This is a genomic window from Anaplasma centrale str. Israel, assembly GCF_000024505.1.
Lineage (GTDB): Bacteria > Pseudomonadota > Alphaproteobacteria > Rickettsiales > Anaplasmataceae > Anaplasma > Anaplasma centrale.
Genome location: NC_013532.1, coordinates 632,656 through 652,043, shown reverse-complemented (window position 1 = coordinate 652,043; position 19,388 = coordinate 632,656). Strand labels below are relative to the sequence as shown.

Sequence of the window (19,388 nt, the reverse complement as noted above, 5' to 3'; positions counted from 1 at the left end):
TCCACAGTAGCCTAGCGCGATTGCGTTAGTCACCGGAGGGCAGTCTTCCCCCCCCCCCCGAAGGTGGAGTTTGCTACATCAAAGTGAGATTGAGCGGCTGCACCATCAAATGAGGTCCAACATAAGTCCGTCACCACGCCTGTAGGGACGACGCCTCCCCGCAACAAGCCAGATGCGGTAGAGCCCGTGACACCCCCCACTGGAGACGATGGCACAGAACTTTCTACAACCCCGCCACTTTGGGAGTCCCCGGAAGGTCCTGCAGATACACCCACATGACTTCCGACATGGGATTGCAGTGATACCTGCACCTGACGCGCACCTGAGACAAGGCCCGCATCACTAGCTTGAAGTCGCTCCCCTGCAGCCGCAGCACACGTTCCGGCATTCTCTATATCACAAGATTGTGTGCCAGTAATCGGCGCTATAGAGGATCTAGCCGGACCCGCTACGGATTGCCCATTCGAACCACCGCTCAACACGGCATTAACAGTATCCGACAGCGTACTGCCCCCACTAAGGCCGCGCCGGGCTAGAGAGGTCTTCACGCCATCCAAGAGTCTCGCCGTCTTGGGATGCTCTGACCGCATCTGTGCCTCACTCATGCTGCCGTCTTGGACTTGCCTCACAACCTCAATTGTCTCGCGCAACTTTTCCGCCGCTACTTCAGCTATAGCATCAACAGCCTTTTCGGCCAGTACATCAGAGCTTCGACTGATAGGAATACACACCCCTTCACTCCGCAGCTTTTTCAGCACATCTGCAGCTAACGACTTGGTATCTAAAACTGATTTCACGCCCTCCTTAATAGCAGCTGCACCGGCGTCAGCAGTACGAGCGATCTCTACACCACTGGAACTACTAGGCAAAGGTTTCTCCTCAGCTTTTTCTGATGAAGACTCCGCGTCTACTTCAACAGCACCCAGCTCCCGCTTCTCATATCCACCAAATATTTTTTCGATTTTTACCCCAATAGCAATACTAGCCAGGGTTACGATAATAAAACCCAACACCCCCTAGCCTTCCCCACTACAGACTTTTTTCATCCTCTCATAGGACTTACTAAACCCCCTGAGAGAGTATACACTTTCTATCTTCCTACCATCCTCGGCGTACCCCACAGCTGACATGCTCAAGCCACGCTTAAACGCGTCTATCAATGCAGAATCGATATCAGCATTCTCAGCCCATGCCACCTGGTCATCAATTATAGACATCGAGTAAGACTTCTTTTGATCAACAGTAAGTGCCACGGGCTTGCTACCGTATTTGATGCCAAACGTGATGCTAACCTCGTCAAAAACATCGCTCACCCTTGTGACCATTACCGCCGCATCACCACGGGTTTCACCGTCACCATGCTTTATAGGAAACGACAGAAGGTAGCAAAACCTCTGGCCCTCTTGAACCGCGGTATATATGCTCCAGTCCCGGTTTTTTTCAACCAAATACACATTCCCCACCCCCGCAAGCAGAGCGTTAGAGGACCATCCATAGAAAGGCAGACAGCAGAGGATACTACAATATGCCAAAAACCTCATGATCAACATCCCACGTTTACCCTATTAGCTTCAATAAATGTTTTGATTTTGCAGAGCGCCTGTAATTCTATCTGTCTGACCCTCTCCTTCGAGACGCCATACTTCTCGCTCAATTTCTCAAGGGTGTCCGGACGTTCCTGCAACCTGCGTCTGGTGAAAATGTCGCGGTGCCTGTGATCTAGAGTAGAAAGAGCAGCATCAAACATGGACTTCTTGATGGCACTTTCCTCATCCGCGAGATACATAGCCTCCTGACTGGGAAGCGAGGAAGGCACAAGATCTTGCAACTCAACAGAGCTCTCCCCGTGCACTGGTTCATTAAGCGAAACATCCCGACTAGCGAAAAACCGATCCATCCGCTCAACTTCCTCCTCTGAAGTGGCGCACTCCTCCGCAATAGTCTTGACCTCCTTCTGAGTCATAGAAGTACCACAACCCAACAGCCGCTTCTTAATTTTTCTAAGGCTAAAAAACAGTTTTTTCTGCGCCTGTGTCGTGCCCACGCGTATGCAGGACCACGAGCGCAGGATGTAGTCCTTGATAGATGCCTTTATCCACCATACGGCATACGTCGCAAGCCTGGAGCCAAGATCAGGATTGAACCTCTTCACTGCCTGCATTAGGCCTATATTCCCCTCCATGATCAGCTCCATCAGAGGAAGCCCATAGTTCTTGAACCCCATGGCTACCTTCACCACCAACCGAAGATGACTGGTTACTAACTTGTGGGCATCAGCAACCGACCCTCTCCTGTACCAGTTTTCCGCCAGGCGCTTCTCCTCCTCCTCGGAAAGGACGGGAAACGTGCGCACCTGAGCAATATACGAAACCAGGTCACCGGACCCCATACAAGAAAACACCGACGCTGTCAGCATACCAGAAGCACTCCCCATTTCACAACCACCTGCTAGCAATACAAGTGCCATATAGGTAGAGTATAGTGAATTTTCAAGACTTTGCTAGTATAATGGTCACCGGTGTACGAGAGATATTGCAATGAACATAATTATCGCATGTAGAGGGTACAAGGCAACGGCAAGTATCAAATCTTATGTCGAAAATAGCATTATATCTCACGTGGGTAAATACTTGCGAGATAGCCCAGAAATTAACGCAAGGGTTGTTATGGCCAAAGAAGCGCATATGCTCACCGCATGCGTTTCAATATGTGAGGATCATCACGAATTCGTCAAGGCGTCAAAAAGCGCTGACACCGTATACAAGGCCGTGGATGACGCCGTTGCGCACATAGCCAGCAAGTTGCGTAAATATAAAGGGGAAAAGATAGACAGACATCGCAAATTGAGGGCTGTGAGAGACTGGGCGAAGTGCAAGGGATACTCATTCAGTATTGAGGAAGCAGGCAGCCCCGATATCGAGAATTCACGCTTAATAATAGAAGAGGAGATATCGCTTAAGAGAATGTCTGTAGGGGAGGCAGCCATGGAGATGGAGCTACTGTCTATACCGGCGCTTCTGTTCATCAACGCAAGAACCGGCAAGGTGAATATGGTGTATGCAAAAGGCGAAGCTATAGTGTGGGTTGACCCCACAAATGCAGTGATAGGAGAACAAAATGACGATGTATGAAGGTGGTCAGGATGTGCCAGGATATAAACGCAATACTTGCAGCGTTGTCATCTCCCATGTGTATCTGCGGGTATATCCCAACAGATGTACGCTTTTGCTGTAGAATGAGGGCGATAATAGTCCTTCTTAATCTGGCTGTCGCGTGATATTTAATACCCAATGTTAGAACTTCATGGTGCACAACGGTATGTCAGGATCTAAGCGAGCATATACAGTGTCATTCTTACATCGGAGTTTGCAGAGGAAGCGGTTCCTAATCACTCTGTTCCCCGTATGTATAATTCGCTAATGTCCAAGCTTCCGCATTATCGCAGTAGTTCTAGAACACAATTAATATTGTGGTAATCCGTTGGCATGTAATGTCTGCATAAATCAAGACAATCGAGGAAAATAATAAATGCAAGGGGGATCTGGCGACATCCGCAGTGAGTTGTTGAACGCGATACGCACCAATGATGCCGAGGGCGTTCGGAAGGTGTTAAAGGCGCTTCCTGTGGAAGAGAAAGCCGTAGCGATGTGCCGCCCGATTTTTGACAACAAACCGCTGTTGCAATACGCGCTTGTAGAGGGTAAAGCGCATCCAAGCCCAGATGCATTTAAGGCGATTCTGGAATGTTGCACTCCCGATATCCTAAATACAGCAGATCCTTACAGCAATCAACCGGCATTTCTGGCGCTCGAAGCGCCTAAAGAGTACTTGGACGCCATGCTAGATACAAAAGGGGTCAACTGGGGCGTGAGCAATGCAAGGGGTGATACTCCGCTCGCCCATGCATTGAAAGGAGAAGATATAGAATTCCACCAGCAGTCGTTTGCCAAGTTGGCACAGTTACATCCGCATGTTTTGTACCGAGTCAATAAAGCTGGTGGCAATATTTTGCACGCTGCCTGTGAGTCCGGTAATCCGGACAAGGTTACGTTCGCTATGGATCTGCGTAACGCGGTGTCGGACACTCCGCTTGGAGGCGCTGCAAGTAGGAGCGCTGCGGATTTACTCAATCACAAAAACGGTTTGGGTGAGACCCCGCTTCATATAGCATACAGGAAACTTTCCCCGGCAGACTCTGCAATATTTGACCAGCACGTTCAGAGCGCTGACCTTTTGGCTAAGGACAAAGAGGGTAAGTCGGTAATATACAGGGCAGTGGAAGCCAATAACACTCACGTATACGATCTGTGCAATGGCAATGCCGGCTACACCCGAGAGCTGGTCATGTGTGCACTAGAGCATGACAATCAGTCTATAATCGACAGACTTACCGGGCACCAAGCTCAGTCCACACCAGAGAACCAGCCAGATCTGCTTAAAGAGTGCGTTTGTGAATTGCTCAAGGATCCGGAAAGGCTAATCAGATGTCTGAATTCTGAAAATCCAAGAACCGACTTATGGCAGGATCTTTACAACAAGCTAGATACAAACGATGACAGAGCGGCCTTTGCGTGTTGTGCTGCAGCCTCTGCGCATTATCGGCTCAGATGGAGGCTGACCGACAGCATATCACACCCGGAAAATCCGCGTGCCCTCAACGAGAACCTCAGTCTGGCTTTGGAGGATGGCCACAACCTTAGAAATCCGGCGATATTGGGTAGTGTAGTATCCAAATTTCCCGCCTCCGATTGCATAAGCACAGATAAGATAGCAAAGATTGCTCTGGAAAACCCCACTGCAAGCACTTTGCTAAATATGCTACAGCACGCTAATACTGTCGACGCGGCCGGCACAATATTGAAAGCGATCTCACAGCGTAATTGTTCTGGTGTCTCAGCAGTGAGTGAGATGATACGCTCATCTGGCGGGGAACAAATACTTGAATTCCTTGATGGCGTATCGCAGCGCGCCGCTCTGCTGCGTCGGCTTCTGGTGCAGGATAGCGCTCTTGCGGAAGGTATGCAGTCGCTACGAGAAGAAGTATTCAGAACTACGGTGTTTCTCGCACAATCTGGTGATATTGACAAGATGCGCGCAGTGTTCAAGGCGATGCCAGATGCAGTATACGCGGAAGATCCAATATCGGGCAAAAGCGCATTAGAAATGGCTTCTGATGCCGATCATGTGCAAGCTACACGTTTCTTGCTTGAATGCCATAAGAAGATTTCTAGAAACGCTGAGTTGAGCACCAATGATGAAGACTTGCAGCACGCTATAGAGAGTATCACCCAAGTTGCCAGAGTTGATCCAGATACTGCCAGCAGTATGATTGATGGCATCCTACAAAGTGGAAAGGCAATTCCGCAATCCGATGCAGAAAGAATACTGCGAAATGCGGCTCCGGAAAATGCACACAAACTAGCCGCCATCCTCGAGAGGACATATCCAGGACTCACAGAGCAAGTATCACGGCAACAAGCCGTGCCGACACGGCGGCCTAGAGGTTTGGCCGAGCTGTATGCCCCCAGGCAGAGCGATGCAGGACCGACGGGGGCTGGTGACAGATCAAGTATGCACCGCATCGATGATGACCATGAGGCCCTGCAGTACTACGGGCTATTAGGCAAGTATGTGACCCTAATTAAGACATCATCAGACAATGCACACAAGTTCAAAACCACTCTCAAAGATGATTTTAAAACTTTTGAATCCTTCAAGCAATCCGCTCGCGCAGACGCTACGGGACACAGTATCTTTACTCTCGTGGCAATGCACGGCGTACCCACACAAATGGATCTACTAGTATCGAGGTTTACTGAGGTACAGAGGGAGAATCTTGCCTTCCGAGCCAACTATGAGAGCTTCTCCTCATTAGGCTCACCCCTACAATGCGCGATTAAAAGTGGCAATCTTAGCATGGCGCATCACCTGTTGGGTAAGATGGATCCCAGCAAAATATGCACACAATATGGCGCAAGTAAAGACAACCTACTACACACTCTAGTCAAAACCGGAAACCTAGATATCCTCTTCGATTTGCAACGTCTTACAAAGTGCAATGATAGGGAGCTATCAGCGTTGGTAACAGAAGCAATCCTGCAAAAAGACGCCAATGGGCGTACGCCCATAGATGTTGCCTTTTCCATGGGCGAAGAGTCATGCAGCACGCTGTGCGCATTCATTTCCGGTGCAGTGCAAAACAAAGATGTGGAACGCCTTTTGGGCAGTAGTACGATAACCAACCTCGCGTTGAAGCACAATAATCCTTCAGCGATAAAGTGGGTGTTTGATTTAGCTAAGAGATTCAACACCTCACAGGAAACAAAAGGGGCTCGCACGCGTATTGACGTATTGGGCAATGTAGACAATCTCGAAGCCCTGATATCCCAGACTGTACAGAATGATAATCCTGAGGTGCATCGGGTCCTACTAGAAAAAATACAGGAAAAGTACCCCCATCAGTTCCCAGAAATCTCCAGACAGCTGCTTGTATACCTAGCCAAGAATAACCTGTACAATGCAGCGCTATTTAATGACTTGGAAAAATCAGCGCAAAGCTTCCTTGACGCGGGAACGGTTGACTCCCTTGTAAAACAAGCAGTCGAGTATGATAATCCGGATCTGATCAAGCATGTGCCTCCGGCGACAACGTGTTTAAAGTTGTTAAACATGTTGGGGAATCGGCAAGACCCTGATAGCGCGACACCACAGTACGCTGCACTGAAGGATAATATGCTGGCACTCCTGCTGGCAAACCTGGATGAGGGGAGTTTTAATGGCCTTGCGCGCGAAGATTTAATCTCGCACATTGTGTCACACAACATGCTAAAGGCATGCGAAGTGTGCCTACAACGCTCTCCGGACAACCGTGCACTACTGTTAGATGCCGCTATTCGTTCGGGTAATATACAGATAGTAGAAGCAGTGCTCAACAGAGATCCTGACGTTCTGCTACGCCCTTATAACGCACCAAGCGGTGGTGCGAGCGCCCATGCGCAGGCCACAACTTCGGAGTCTTTGTATGCATTCGCCGCTTCAGTGTGCCCTGAAACCGACGCTGAAAGGGCCATGTTGCGATACTTGGCATACCGAACCGTGAACGCTGTGCTTGCAAAAGATAGGGCAGCAAATACGGCTATGCAATCTGGGGCATCATCACAACATGTCGCACCTCAACCAGGGTTTGTACCTAGTAGCGAGTTTGCCAACACCTTGAAGGGCATGCTGCTGCGACATAACTTGGATTTAAGTGCTGAGGATCGCCATACACTTGACAGGCATGCATCAGCCGCAGACGGTAACGCATTTCAGCAGACAGGAAGCGAAAATCTGCTGCGGATAGCATTGGAATCTCGGGACTGCAAAGCAGCAGAAAAATTGCTCAAGGACTATATAAGTCGCTATGGGCGCGAACCTAGCGATAGCACTAGAGAAATCATTAACCAAAATATAGGTGGCCGTTCCATATTGCACTTAGCAGCCTTGAATGGTAACCACAAAATTCTCGCAAGCCTCATAGAGCTTGGCGGCGATCCGGCCCTTACTACGGACCGCGGGGAAAACGTGGCGCATTTGTGCACACAAAGCGGTATGAAAAAAGACAATGGTGAGTACGTCTTCGCGTCCCTGATTACCAATGCCTCTAGAGGTAGCAACCCCCTAAATACAGTTGATGCAAACGGTAAGGGAATTCTCGCGCACGCGGCTAGCTGTAATGACAAGCCAAGCACTGTAGAAATGCTGGAGCTTATACACAAGAATCCGGAGCTTGATTCCCAACTGCTAAAACGCAAAGAAGGGGCAAAGAGAAACGAGTTCTTGCATGGCACTATTGCAAGTGCGGGCCTGAGACGGCGAGATGACGCCATCGACACTTTTCTGGACAACAATCCCCAGGTAAAGGCCAGCGCAAAGCAAGATCTGTCGCTCGAATCTTTAGCAAGGGCAAAGCACCTGGATGATGACACTTTGGCAAACGTGCTAACGCGTGCATCTATGCACTCATTTAGCGAAATACACCCTTTAGAACCCGCAAGCACGATCGTTGGGCGGCCCAGGAACGTATTTATTGAGCATCAGAGGACCCTATTTGCCGCCATAAATTCGGGCACTCTAAGACCACATGACCTTGAACATATGAGTCGCGTGCCTGCGGAGGCGTTTTCGGCCAGGGATTGTAGAACTGGGGTTTCCCCCATAGAACACGCCATTGCTGTAAAAAATCTTGACTTCATAAAGTATGTGCTGGAGCACAGAATCGGCGAGCTTAGACCAAATATATGCAACGCAGAAGGAGACAACTTGCCGGTACAGATATCGAAGTTTGTCGCTGAAAACCCAGATATCCTACAACAGGATAGGCGATTTGCCGAACTGTACACGAATTTTCTCGAGCGATGCCATTGCACCACACAATCTCAAAGTCAAACCTCTGTAAGGAAGGTCTTGGGCAGTAATGCAAGGCTCGGTGCTTTGTGTGACAAGGCAGCAGCCGCTGCCGGGAATGAGTCAACTCTCAAAGATACGCTATCCCGTATTGAGCACGGACTACAGGAAAGTTACGAACCACGGGTGGTAAGTCAGCTTGCAGCGTTTGTAAAAGACAATCCGGAATTTAGTCGCAATTCGGCCAACACATTTCGTACTCTATTTTCGCGCGCCATATCAGACGCCGTGTCTGCGCGTCAAGGCATAAGCGACCACCACAGGCGGTACATTAAGGAGCTTATTAGAAACAGCGATACCAGAAAGTTGTTGACCAATGTAGACCACGAGGGAAACAACGCTCTACAGAGCATATTGAACGAGCTGTCAAAGAGCAAAGTTGGCATAGGCATAGCCAAGGCTGATGTACTGCAGGAAATATTTACAGAAATTCTAGATAGTCTCAGCAACGAGGACCCAGAACTACTTAAGGAAATACTCCTGAAGCATAGAAATGCGCGTGGAGAAAACTGCCTCGAGACACTAGCGGCGGTAAAACCGTCGTATGGCATATTCAGAGCAATCGAAACCAAGCTAGGAGCCGAAGCCATAGCTGACTTTTGCGATCTTAACACGATATTGGTGAGAGCAGCTAACCAGGCAGCTCTTCAGCGTCATATTTATGAAAACTATGCAGTGTTTCCTGTTGGCGGATGTGATGCTGAGCAAAATGTCCGCATACACCAAGCAGCCATATCCGGGGATCACGACGCTTTCATTGCCACAATGCAAACCGGGGGTAACATAAATCAGCTAGACAAGGACGGTAACACGCCTTTGCAGAGCCTGCTCATTCACCTAGTGCAAAATCGTGGAAATATCACAGATGGACACCTAAAAACCTTAGAAACGTTGGTTGCCCACGGAGCGGCCCTACACCACAAAAACAACCATGGATTGTCCGCGTGTGACATGGCAAAGGAGTTAAAAGGGCCCCTATTCGGCAATGAAAACAGCTGTCTGCAACTTATTGCTCAGCATAGGCTACGGTACAACAAACTCAAACAAGAAGCACAAGAAGAAACTGAAAAGGGCTTTGTCAGGCACAAGGAAAGATATCAATCCGCACAGTGTGATATATCCGGCGCAACCATAGCAGTAAAACTGGGTAGCGGAACACTGCTGGCCAGCAAGTTGCTTTACAGTGATTTATGCAACAGGAACAACTTAAGCAGGGCTACTTTTGATTTCAATGCAGGGCAGGACCAGGGGTACGTAGAAAAAGTAGGCAACAAGCGCAACTATGTGGCTACTACAGGCACAGTGAAGCTGACCTTATCTTGGAAACCGGCACGAGGTCCGGAGCAGAAAGTGACTGTAATGGTCCATGCAGACGGGAAGATAGAAGTAGCGCCTGATTCCATAGGCAAATGCGGGGCGAAAGGGGAAAAACTAAACTTCAACAACTGTAGAGTATACGTAGGAGGGTTCTCTCTGGAAGATGCGCTTAGAAACGGCGTCTGGAAGACTGCACCAAAACGGTCTGCTGCGGAGGATCTCGAAAGAAGCCAGCAGCACAGCACAACACGCGGGACAGAGCAGTCACCAAGTGCGGGAGAGCAACGTGCGACGGGGCACGGATCCGAACTCGATGAGGGTGCGTCACCTACAATGCGGGATGTCGGTAGTGAGCCAAGCGCCGACGGGCCGGAGCAAAGCGGCACAACATATCGTAGGCAGCGGAGCGCATCCTACCCCGATATAAGATCGAACTCCGCATTACCGCAATTGCAGAACTACATCGCCAATGTTTCCGGGCCTCACCTTGCACCGCGTGGTGGCAGTTCCACGGATTCTATAAGTCAAGATGGTAGCCCTAGCGGTGATGCACGACTTCAGGCACATTCGGATGCTGGCCCACAACGCACAGAATCATCGCAGGTGGACAGTGCAGGAGAGCAACACACGACGGGGCACGGATCTGAACTTGATGGGGGTACGTCATCCACAATGTGGGATACCGGCAGTGCACCAAGCGCTGACGGGCCGGAGCAAAGCGGCGCAGCATATCGTAGGCAGCGGAGCGCGTCTTATCCTGATCTGACATCAGAAACTGTAAGCTCTCAATCGTCACAGCAGCAAAACTACACCGTTGGTGTTTCTGAGACTAGCTCTCTATCGCGCGATGGCAGTTTCGCGGATTCTACAAGCCAAGAAAGCGAGGCCGGGCACTACAGCGAAAGAGATGCGTTGTTGTCCCCTTCCGCAGAATCCACCACATTTTCCCCAATTGCACAAACGCGTGCTGAAACAGCAAGTAGTGCAGAAAGTAGCTCTCTGTCCAACTTTGAATCGCGTGATGCAACACTTGGCACGCAACATTCAACAACCGCTGGAGCCCATGATGAAGCTTCCGGAGCAGCAACCGCATATGATGATACCAACAATGCAAGGCGGCAACATTCTAGTTACAGTGATTCTGAGCAACTTGCACCCTCGCCGGCTAGTGCGTTACAGCACCACGCAGCAGCTATAACTGGGCAGGCACCAGTTGCCCTAAATGGGGAAAATGCACAACAGATTGCACCGGAAGCTCGAGAATGGGCTAGTATAACAGGCGTGTGCAACAATGTTGACAACTATTACGCATTCAACACTACCGCAGCCAGCAATGTAACCTCGGCTGCCGCGGCTTTGAAAGCACTTTACGATGGGTATATCCAGACTGCAAACAACGGGCAAGCGGATATAAAGACACTGAGAGAAACTATCCCCACAAAGCTGGAAGAACACGGCATTGAATCCAGAAACTTGGGCACAGACCCCTCTGTTACCATACGCAACGGAGTGGTTCAGCACTCAAGCGCTGTAGACGTACCAGATGATTGGACCTCTCCCTATGGGTTTGGCAATAACCTTGATGCTGAAATACGATCAGAGCTACAATTCATCGCCGATGTTTGCAATAAATCCTCAATGGATTGCACGATCAGTATGCATCTAAAACATCTTCCTATGTTAGCACTCGCTGTACAAAAAATCAGAAATGCACCCCCCACAGGCGTTAGCTCAGACTCCCCCTCACTTGATCGGCAAGACGGAGAAAGGGTACTAAAGGATATCACAAACACTTGCATGCTGTGTGATGAAGTGACTGTCACATCAAGATCTAGCGCTGCCACCGCAGTTCAGTACGCACAGCAACCTGCCGACGAATTACCTGATGCAGGAGATTATGACGACCATAGTCAAAGTGCTGGCAGTACGCTGAGTACTGTTGGTTCGTACACAAGTGATGATGAGGGCATAGTAATAGCGGAGGAGGACCTCGACTACATACAACCTCAACGCCAGGTGCCGGCAGAAGAGAGTAACGGACTTTCATGGGATCCCAGTTATGATATTGCGTTGGCCACAGATGGGCAAGCCGTCGATGCGACGCCAGATATTGACAATGTGACTTTGCCTCCTTCATCAGAATTATCACAACAAACTGCCGATATTTTACGCAACCTAGGGTTACAAGACAGCAGCAATGCATTGGCTCCTGATGCCAGTAATGAACACCAAGAAGCTGGGCCAGGAGAAGGTGCCCCGGCACAGACAACCCCTTGGCAGCGTATTTTACATGTGTGTAAGCAGGCAGGGTCTTATTTCGCATTTGACATACCAGACACCTGCAACATTGAGGACGTTGCATCACAACTACAGGCACGATACCAAGAAATAGAAAGCAGCTCTTCATCTGGTGTAGGAGTGGGCAAGCAGCAACAAATAACACAAGCAATAAACGATGTGATGAGTGAGCATGGCGCAAAGTGTGCTGTGCTTGGCACTCCAATGTTAAAAATAACCAACAACGATATAAGGATAGGTGATAGTGACAATACAATACCCGAGGGATATAGCTCACCCTATGGATTTGGAACAGAAGTTGATGGCAAGATAGGGTCCGCGTTGTCAGCAATTCGGGAGATTGCACGCAGATCTTCTAACAATTTTACAATGACAATCCCTCTGGAACACCTGCCAAGAGTTATAGAAGCAGTAGAAGCAGAAAAGGCGCGGCCGCCATCGGGTATCACATGGCCACAGCTGGGAGTTGGAAATACTTCAAGTATTGATAAAAAAGGTGGGGAACGACTCCTGAAGGATATAACCAACACCTGTCTGCACGCAACAGCGGAGATAGGCAGTCCGCAGGAGGTTTTCTCTGGTTCAGTACAAAAAATTGCAGCACAGTGGGAAAAAAGAGAGGCAGAGCAAGACAGTAGCATAGCCAGTACTCCTGGAAGTCGCAGCAGGTCTTCTACAGCTTGTTCTTTCACGAGCCCGGAGTCAGCCTTGGCGCTGCAGCAATTGCCTGCTAGCGAAGCACAACAGCTGAAAAGTGCGGTAGCAGGGCTAGCTCAAGGTTTACACAACGCACAGCCTGGCAGCAACGGTGAGGAGGCCAAGGAATCCGGGCAGGAGATTGCAGGGGCACAACAAATTTCTGGTGATGTATCCAGTGTTGGCACACACATACTTCGTTCTGAAGGTTGGGCAGGCGTGGCAACACGTCCCACAACCCCGGAGAGCACGCTAACACTTGATAAGAGTGTTGAATACGATGGTGAGCAAGCAGCGCCTGGGGCACCTACTCCCACTCCGGATGTGCAACAGAAAGAGGGTGGGCTAGAGCGGCAATAGAGCCGCATAGTGCGCTGCCCACCTACGCACGCCGGGCATCGTCAAGAGACTACAACGGGGACGGGCCTGCACCGTTTGGCACACAAAAACGTCGCGCGCACTCTACTTTGGCAGCTTATCTAGATATAAAAGTACCCCAGAAACCACCATCACCCACACGAAAGAAAACGGCAGAAATACTTTCCATCCCAATCTCATGAGCTGGTCATACCGATAGCGTGGTATGGTCGCTCTGACCCATATAAAGCAAAACAGCAGCAACAGAACCTTCAAGCAGAACCACACAAATCCGGGAATCAGGTACAGAAATTGGACGTCTATTGGGGGATACCACCCACCCAAAAAGAATATCGTCATCATGGCGCTGACGAGAATCATGTTGGCATATTCACCCAAAAAGAACATGGCGAACGGCATGGATGAATACTCAACGTTATATCCGGAAACCAGTTCCGACTCGGCCTCAGGCAGATCAAAAGGATGGCGATTCGTCTCGGCGAGTATTGAAATAAAAAACACGAACGCCATGGGCAGCAATAGCAAATCCACCCAGTACGGCATGGTGTGACGCATCACAACAATGTCAACCAATCTTAGAGACCCAGCCGATACAGCCACTGACAGGACAACCAGCCCCATGGACACCTCATAGGAAATCATCTGGGAGGCAGATCTGATTGCGCCTAGAAACGCATACTTTGAGCCACTAGACCATCCTGCCATGATGATCCCGTAAACCTCTAGAGAAGATATGGCAAAGATGTATAAAACCCCCAAATTGATATTGGCAATAGACGCGGGAATGGTAGTTTCAACGCCGTTGATCACATACGTACTGGCCCCAAGAGGTATGACCGCCCACCCAGACAGCGCGAGAGTGAATGTGATAACAGGAGCGATGAAGAAAGCAAAATTCCTCGACTGCAGCGGAACAATACTTTCTTTGGTCACCAGCTTTAGCGCGTCAGCAAACGGTTGTAGCAGGCCAAATGGCCCAACAACGCTCGGACCGTGCCTCAGCTGCATAAAGGCCATGACTTTGCGCTCCATGTATACAAGGTATGCAACCGAAATCATAACTCCCACAATCGCAGAGAGCATGACAAAAACCGATGACCCAGACGATAACAGTTGAGCCATCAATCTCTGGAGGATATCCATATCAGCAGGCTTTCTCTGTGAAGAATTTAGTACACTTGGCCATGGTCGCAGACGCCCTGCTTATAGGATCAGTCATATAAAAATTCCTTCGCTCAACAGTAAACTCCCCCTTCAATGCGGGCAACCGCGGCTTACCGCCTTTGCTAGGCGCGAACCATTTTGCAGCAACCAAGCTCCCTATGTTTTCTTCCCTAAACTGGTCGCCAACACTCGCAAGCTCCTTCCAAACGTCAAAAACTGAACTATAATGAAAATCGCATCCAACGCGCTCTGCCAGCATATTTAATATCATCCAATCCTCCACCGAATCCCCAGGGGAGCGAACCGCAACCTCAGTCCTTTGCACCCTCCCTTCAGTATTGACGTAAGTGGCCCTTTTTTCCGTATACGCAGCACCGGGCAGTACAACATCCGCAATGTGCGCACCACGGTCCGCATGATGCCCCTGATACACCACAAAGAGCGCAGGATTGGCGTCCTTTACGGGGCCGAGATCTATCTCATCCGCACCGAGAAGATATAACATCTGGAAATCGCCACTGGAAGCCTTATGCAAAATCTCGCGTACTCCAACTTTGTTTGGATCTTTCGGAAGGAAGCCTATATCCAACCCCCCAACCCTAGCGGCCGCTCTGTGAAGCACATTAAACCCATTCCAGTCATCCCGAACCATATTAAACTTCTCTGCAATGCGGGCAGCCAGCTCCAATACTTCCCCTCCTACATCCGAAACGAGCGCGTCTTGCCCTAGCACAATCATCGGCCTTTTTGAAGCCTGCAAAGCCCCGCAAAATTCGTGATGTCCATCGTAAATATCCCGTAACACGCTGAGCTCTCGCCCCAAATCCTGCACCGCATATGTGTAGTCAAAACCACATCCCGCAGCAGCAATAACAATGCCGCCGCCCAGATATCGTTTGCGCAGTCTGGCATTTATTATGGGTGCGTCAAACCTCAGGTTCGCATTCACCAGCAAGCACAAGTCTGCCTCTTCTATGCCTGCAATCGACGTATTAAACAGGTACATACTTCTGGGGTTTGGCGGCAGTTTAGCTCCATCTTGCCTGCATTCCATGGTTTCGCTACCATGGTGGCACATCAGCTTTTTCAACAAAAACATAGATTCACAATCCGCCAGGTCACCAGAAATCGCGGCTATACCACCAGGCGGCGTATTACGGAAGCGTTCCATAACCAGTCCAAGCGCTTTATCCCAACTAGCCTCTACAAGCTTATTGCGCTTTCTCACATAAGGCTTATCCAGGCGCTGAACATTCAAGCCATCGTACGAGAATCTCGTTTTATCTGAAATCCACTCCTCATTTATGTCTTCATTCAGCCTCGGCAGAACGCGCATGACCTCAAGACCGCGAGAGTCGACCCTGATATTGCTGCACACAGCATCTAAGACGTCTATCGTGTCACAATGAGAGAGCTCCCACGGCCTGGCCTTGAATGAATACGGCTTTGAGGTAAGAGCGCCTACGGGGCATAGATCTATTATATTGCCAGACAACTCGGAAAGCACACCCTGCTTGATGCAAGAATCTATCTCCATGCTTTCCCCCCTGCCAAAGGTGCCGAACTCATATGTTCCTGCAACATCTGACAGAAACCTCACACACCTGGTGCAGTGGATGCACCGGTTCATCGAGTTTTCTATAAGGGGGCCAAATGCCTTTTTCGATACGGCCCTTTTACATTCATCATACCTACCGATACCGCGCCCGTAGCCCATAACTTGATCTTGCAGGTCGCACTCTCCCCCTTGATCACAAATTGGGCAATCCAAAGGATGATTTATCAGTAGTAGCTCAAGCACACCTTCTCTGGCCTTGCGCACCCTTTCGCTGCCAGTGCTTATCTCCATGCCTTCAGACACAGGCATGGCGCACGAAGCAACAAGCTTGGGTTGTCCGGTAATTTCCACCAGGCACATCCTGCAATTTCCGGCTATGGCCAGACGTTCGTGATAGCAAAACCTCGGAATTTCGACCCCGGCGCTCTCACACGCCTGGAGGACAGTAACCCCCTCCCCCACTTCTATTTCCGTAGAGTTTACTACTACCTTGACCACCGTACCCCTATATGCTTGACCATTGCACTGGAACCCCGTCGGAACCCTCGACCAGATTACCGTCATCAAACTGGGCCGCCATGAACACGTGCCCCTTATCCCTATCAACGTACTTTACGGGCCTTACCGACTTTCCAGCATACATCTTAGCGTAGCTACCCTTCTTACGCTGGCTAGGGTTATTTTTGCTAGCGGTTTTAGCAACCTTGCCACCTTTTGCCATTACAAACCTCCTAAAAACAGGGTAATTCTATCAGGTGACATCACCCCGTCAACAACAATAACCAAGATGGGTCCGGAAATAGCGCGGAAGTAAAACTAAAAGATACCCCAACTAATGCGACCGAGCATAATCCCCGCAACCTAGGCCATAGACGCGGCAACCACACCTGAAAAAACTTTATGAGTCAATATTTTCGACTCTGAGCGCGTTATCGTTAATGAAGTCCCTCCTAGGTTCAACAAGATCACCCATCAGCACCGAGAAGATGGAATCGGCCGCGGCATAGTCTGATATTTTGACCTTAAGCAACGTCCTGGTCTCGGGGTTAAGCGTGGTATCCCACAATTGGTCTGCGTTCATCTCACCAAGACCTTTAAACCTCTGAAGCGCCATATCCTTACGACCGAACTCCACCACACTGCTGGCCAGCGTACACGGAGAACGCACCTTCATCTGATAGTCCTTCGCAGACAGCGTCGTGTCTGCTCCAAATATGTCTTCTATACCATCTAACGTGCTGACAATGTTCTGCACATCTCGAGAGTGTACAAAATCCGCACCTATAGCGTATTTGTCAACCATACCTTGAGATAATCTTAAGATCGTGAGCATTCCGTCCTCAGACATCTCGACATTCCACTGATATTCAGAGAACACACGATTCAGATGGGCGGCCATGTCTGCAGGTGAGCCCAAGCCACACTTTTTGTATTGCACAATGAGCGATTCGAAAACTTCTTGCGGGATCATCCTGGCATACGCTTTAGTCACATTAGCGATGCGCATACACTTGCGCAGTATGGACTGCAATTCCGCACCAGAGTGCTCTGCCCCTCCGCTAAGCACCAGGCTTCGAGTTGCATTGCCCACGATATAGTCACTCAACGCCTCGTCATTTTTGATGTACGTGTCTTTCCTATGCCTAGTAAGCTTGTACAACGGCGGCTGGGCTATATACAAATACCCCTCGCTTATTATGTCTTTCATGTATCTGAAAAAGAAAGTAAGCAGCAAGGTACGTATGTGCGAGCCGTCAACATCAGCGTCAGTCATTATGATGATCTTGTGATACCTTACCTTAGATACGTCAAAACTGCCTATGCCTATACTGCTCCCTATCGCCGTGATGAGTGAGGCAATTTCGCTCGAAGAAAGCATCCTATCCAGGCCGACGCGCTCCACATTGAGGATTTTACCTCTGAGCGAAAGAACCGCCTGGTATCTACGGTCCCTACCCTGCTTCGCAGAACCACCCGCAGAATTACCCTCAACTATAAAAAGCTCGGATAGCTCGGGGGATTTCTCCTGACAATCAGCCAATTTTCCCGGCAATGCTGCAAAGTCAAGCCCACCCTTGTTTTTGATGACCTCACGCGCCTTCCTAGCTGCCTCTCTACCCTTTGCCGACCTGATAACCCGTTCCACGACGCTCATGGCAAGCTTAGGATTGGTTTCAAAAATGGAAGAAAGCTTCTCAAACACTATGCTCTCGACCACCAACCTGGCCTCTGAGCTCACTAGCTTATCTTTGGTCTGCGATGAAAATCTGGGATCTGGCATTTTGATCGACAGAACACAAGTCAACCCCTCTCGCACATCTTCCCCTATGATGGCAACCTTGGCTTTCTTCAGGCAACCCTCGCTAGTAGCGTAATTGTTGACACATCTAGTCAGCGCCGAGCGGAACCCGGCAAGGTGCGTTCCCCCATCTTTCTGGCGAATGTTATTCGTGAAGCACAGCATATTTTCGTAGTAAGAGTCATTCCAGCACATGGAGAGCTCTACAGAAATCTCGTAGCCACTCATCATGCCCTTAAGGGAAATGACTTTAGTCACAGGAGTTTTATTCCGGTCAAGATATTCGACAAACGCCGCAGTACCGCTACTGCCCTCCTCTAAACTGTTACCAAAGTTTGACTCCACAGCCGGAGATTCTCGCATATCCTTCAGTGTAATAACCACGTTAGAATTCAGCAAAGAAAGCTCGCGAACCCTGTTCTCCAGGGTAGAATAGCTAAAATCCGTATGAGAAAACACACCGCTAGAGGGCATAAAACTCACCCTTGTACCCTTCTTGCTTCCGCACTCTCCCACCATCTTCAACGGGGAAACAGCAGCCCCGTTTTCAAACCGCATGAAATATTCTCGGCCCTCTTTCCAAATTGTGAGCTCCAACCAGCTAGAGAGCGCATTCACTACAGACACCCCAACACCGTGCAGCCCACCGGACACCTTATAACTGTTATGGTCAAACTTACCGCCCGCATGCAGCTGGGTCATAATCACCTCCGCTGCTGAGACCCCTTCTTCTTCGTGGATATCTATGGGAATGCCGCGGCCGTTGTCTGTAATAGCAATGGAGCCATCGCCTGCTATCACAATGTCTATCTTGTTGCAAAACCCCGCCAGGGCCTCGTCAATGGCGTTATCTATGACCTCATATGCCATGTGGTGAAGTCCAGAGCCGTCATCCGTATCCCCAATATACATACCAGGACGCTTTTTAACCGCATCCAGGCCCCTCAAAACGGTTATCGCGCTCGCGTTATAACTACCCATTCTGACACATTATAAAGAACCACCGCCCCATAATACAAAAAATCCGATAAATGTAAAACTGCAATCCACTATAGAGAACACGTGGCACATATTTAGTACTCAAAACATCTATCTGGCCATTATAATGCGAGTTGCAGCAATGAACACATTAGACAACAAAAAGGTGTGTATATCCGGATACGCAACCATGTACCCCGATGCATTCAATCAGAATTTGCCTTCGGGTTGGGTCGGAAGGCATTCGCGAAATGT

The 19,388-nt window shown here is 49.5% G+C and carries 9 protein-coding genes; 2 read left to right on the top strand and 7 right to left on the bottom strand.

The genetic code is table 11. The features are described from left to right. Positions 1-29: 29 nt before the first annotated feature. The 3 genes from ACIS_RS02805 to ACIS_RS02795 all read right to left on the bottom strand — a co-directional run bounded on the left by ACIS_RS02805 (position 30) and on the right by ACIS_RS02795 (position 2,434). Positions 30-1,013: a hypothetical protein gene (locus ACIS_RS02805; protein WP_012880707.1), complete on the bottom strand. Its 984-nt coding sequence runs from the start codon at positions 1,011-1,013 to the stop codon at positions 30-32. A gap of 3 nt (positions 1,014-1,016) precedes the next feature. Then, positions 1,017-1,454 carry an invasion associated locus B family protein gene (locus tag ACIS_RS02800; RefSeq protein ID WP_238523234.1) on the bottom strand — a complete coding sequence of 146 codons (438 nt, stop codon included), beginning with the start codon at positions 1,452-1,454 and terminating at the stop codon, positions 1,017-1,019. 89 nt (positions 1,455-1,543) lie between these two features. Beyond that, complete coding sequence (locus ACIS_RS02795; RefSeq protein WP_041651476.1) at positions 1,544-2,434, bottom strand: RNA polymerase factor sigma-32; 891 nt, start codon at positions 2,432-2,434, stop codon at positions 1,544-1,546. A gap of 103 nt (positions 2,435-2,537) precedes the next feature. Between ACIS_RS02795 and ACIS_RS05280 the strand changes: the two genes are divergently transcribed. Both ACIS_RS05280 and ACIS_RS02785 read left to right on the top strand, forming a co-directional pair. After that, positions 2,538-3,131: a ribosome hibernation promotion factor gene (locus ACIS_RS05280; RefSeq protein ID WP_012880704.1), complete on the top strand. Its 594-nt coding sequence runs from the start codon at positions 2,538-2,540 to the stop codon at positions 3,129-3,131. A 397-nt stretch (positions 3,132-3,528) separates the two neighbouring features. Beyond that, the gene (locus tag ACIS_RS02785; RefSeq protein WP_012880703.1) at positions 3,529-13,116 is read left to right on the top strand and encodes a hypothetical protein; all 9,588 of its coding nucleotides are present in this window, start codon (positions 3,529-3,531) and stop codon (positions 13,114-13,116) included. A gap of 102 nt (positions 13,117-13,218) precedes the next feature. Here the strand turns inward: ACIS_RS02785 and nuoH are convergent, their stop codons facing one another. The 4 genes from nuoH to gyrB all read right to left on the bottom strand — a co-directional run bounded on the left by nuoH (position 13,219) and on the right by gyrB (position 19,136). Beyond that, entirely contained in the window at positions 13,219-14,277 is a 1,059-nt protein-coding gene (nuoH, locus tag ACIS_RS02780) for an NADH-quinone oxidoreductase subunit NuoH (protein WP_187286235.1), read from the bottom strand. Between the two features lies 1 nt (position 14,278). Next, on the bottom strand, positions 14,279-16,354 hold the full coding sequence (gene nuoG, locus ACIS_RS02775) for an NADH-quinone oxidoreductase subunit NuoG (protein ID WP_012880701.1): 2,076 nt from the start codon (positions 16,352-16,354) through the stop codon (positions 14,279-14,281). Between the two features lie 7 nt (positions 16,355-16,361). Continuing rightward, entirely contained in the window at positions 16,362-16,577 is a 216-nt protein-coding gene (locus ACIS_RS02770; protein WP_012880700.1) for a hypothetical protein, read from the bottom strand. A gap of 177 nt (positions 16,578-16,754) precedes the next feature. Continuing rightward, complete coding sequence (gene gyrB, locus ACIS_RS02765; RefSeq protein WP_012880699.1) at positions 16,755-19,136, bottom strand: DNA topoisomerase (ATP-hydrolyzing) subunit B; 2,382 nt, start codon at positions 19,134-19,136, stop codon at positions 16,755-16,757. Between the last annotated feature and the right edge of the window lie 252 nt (positions 19,137-19,388).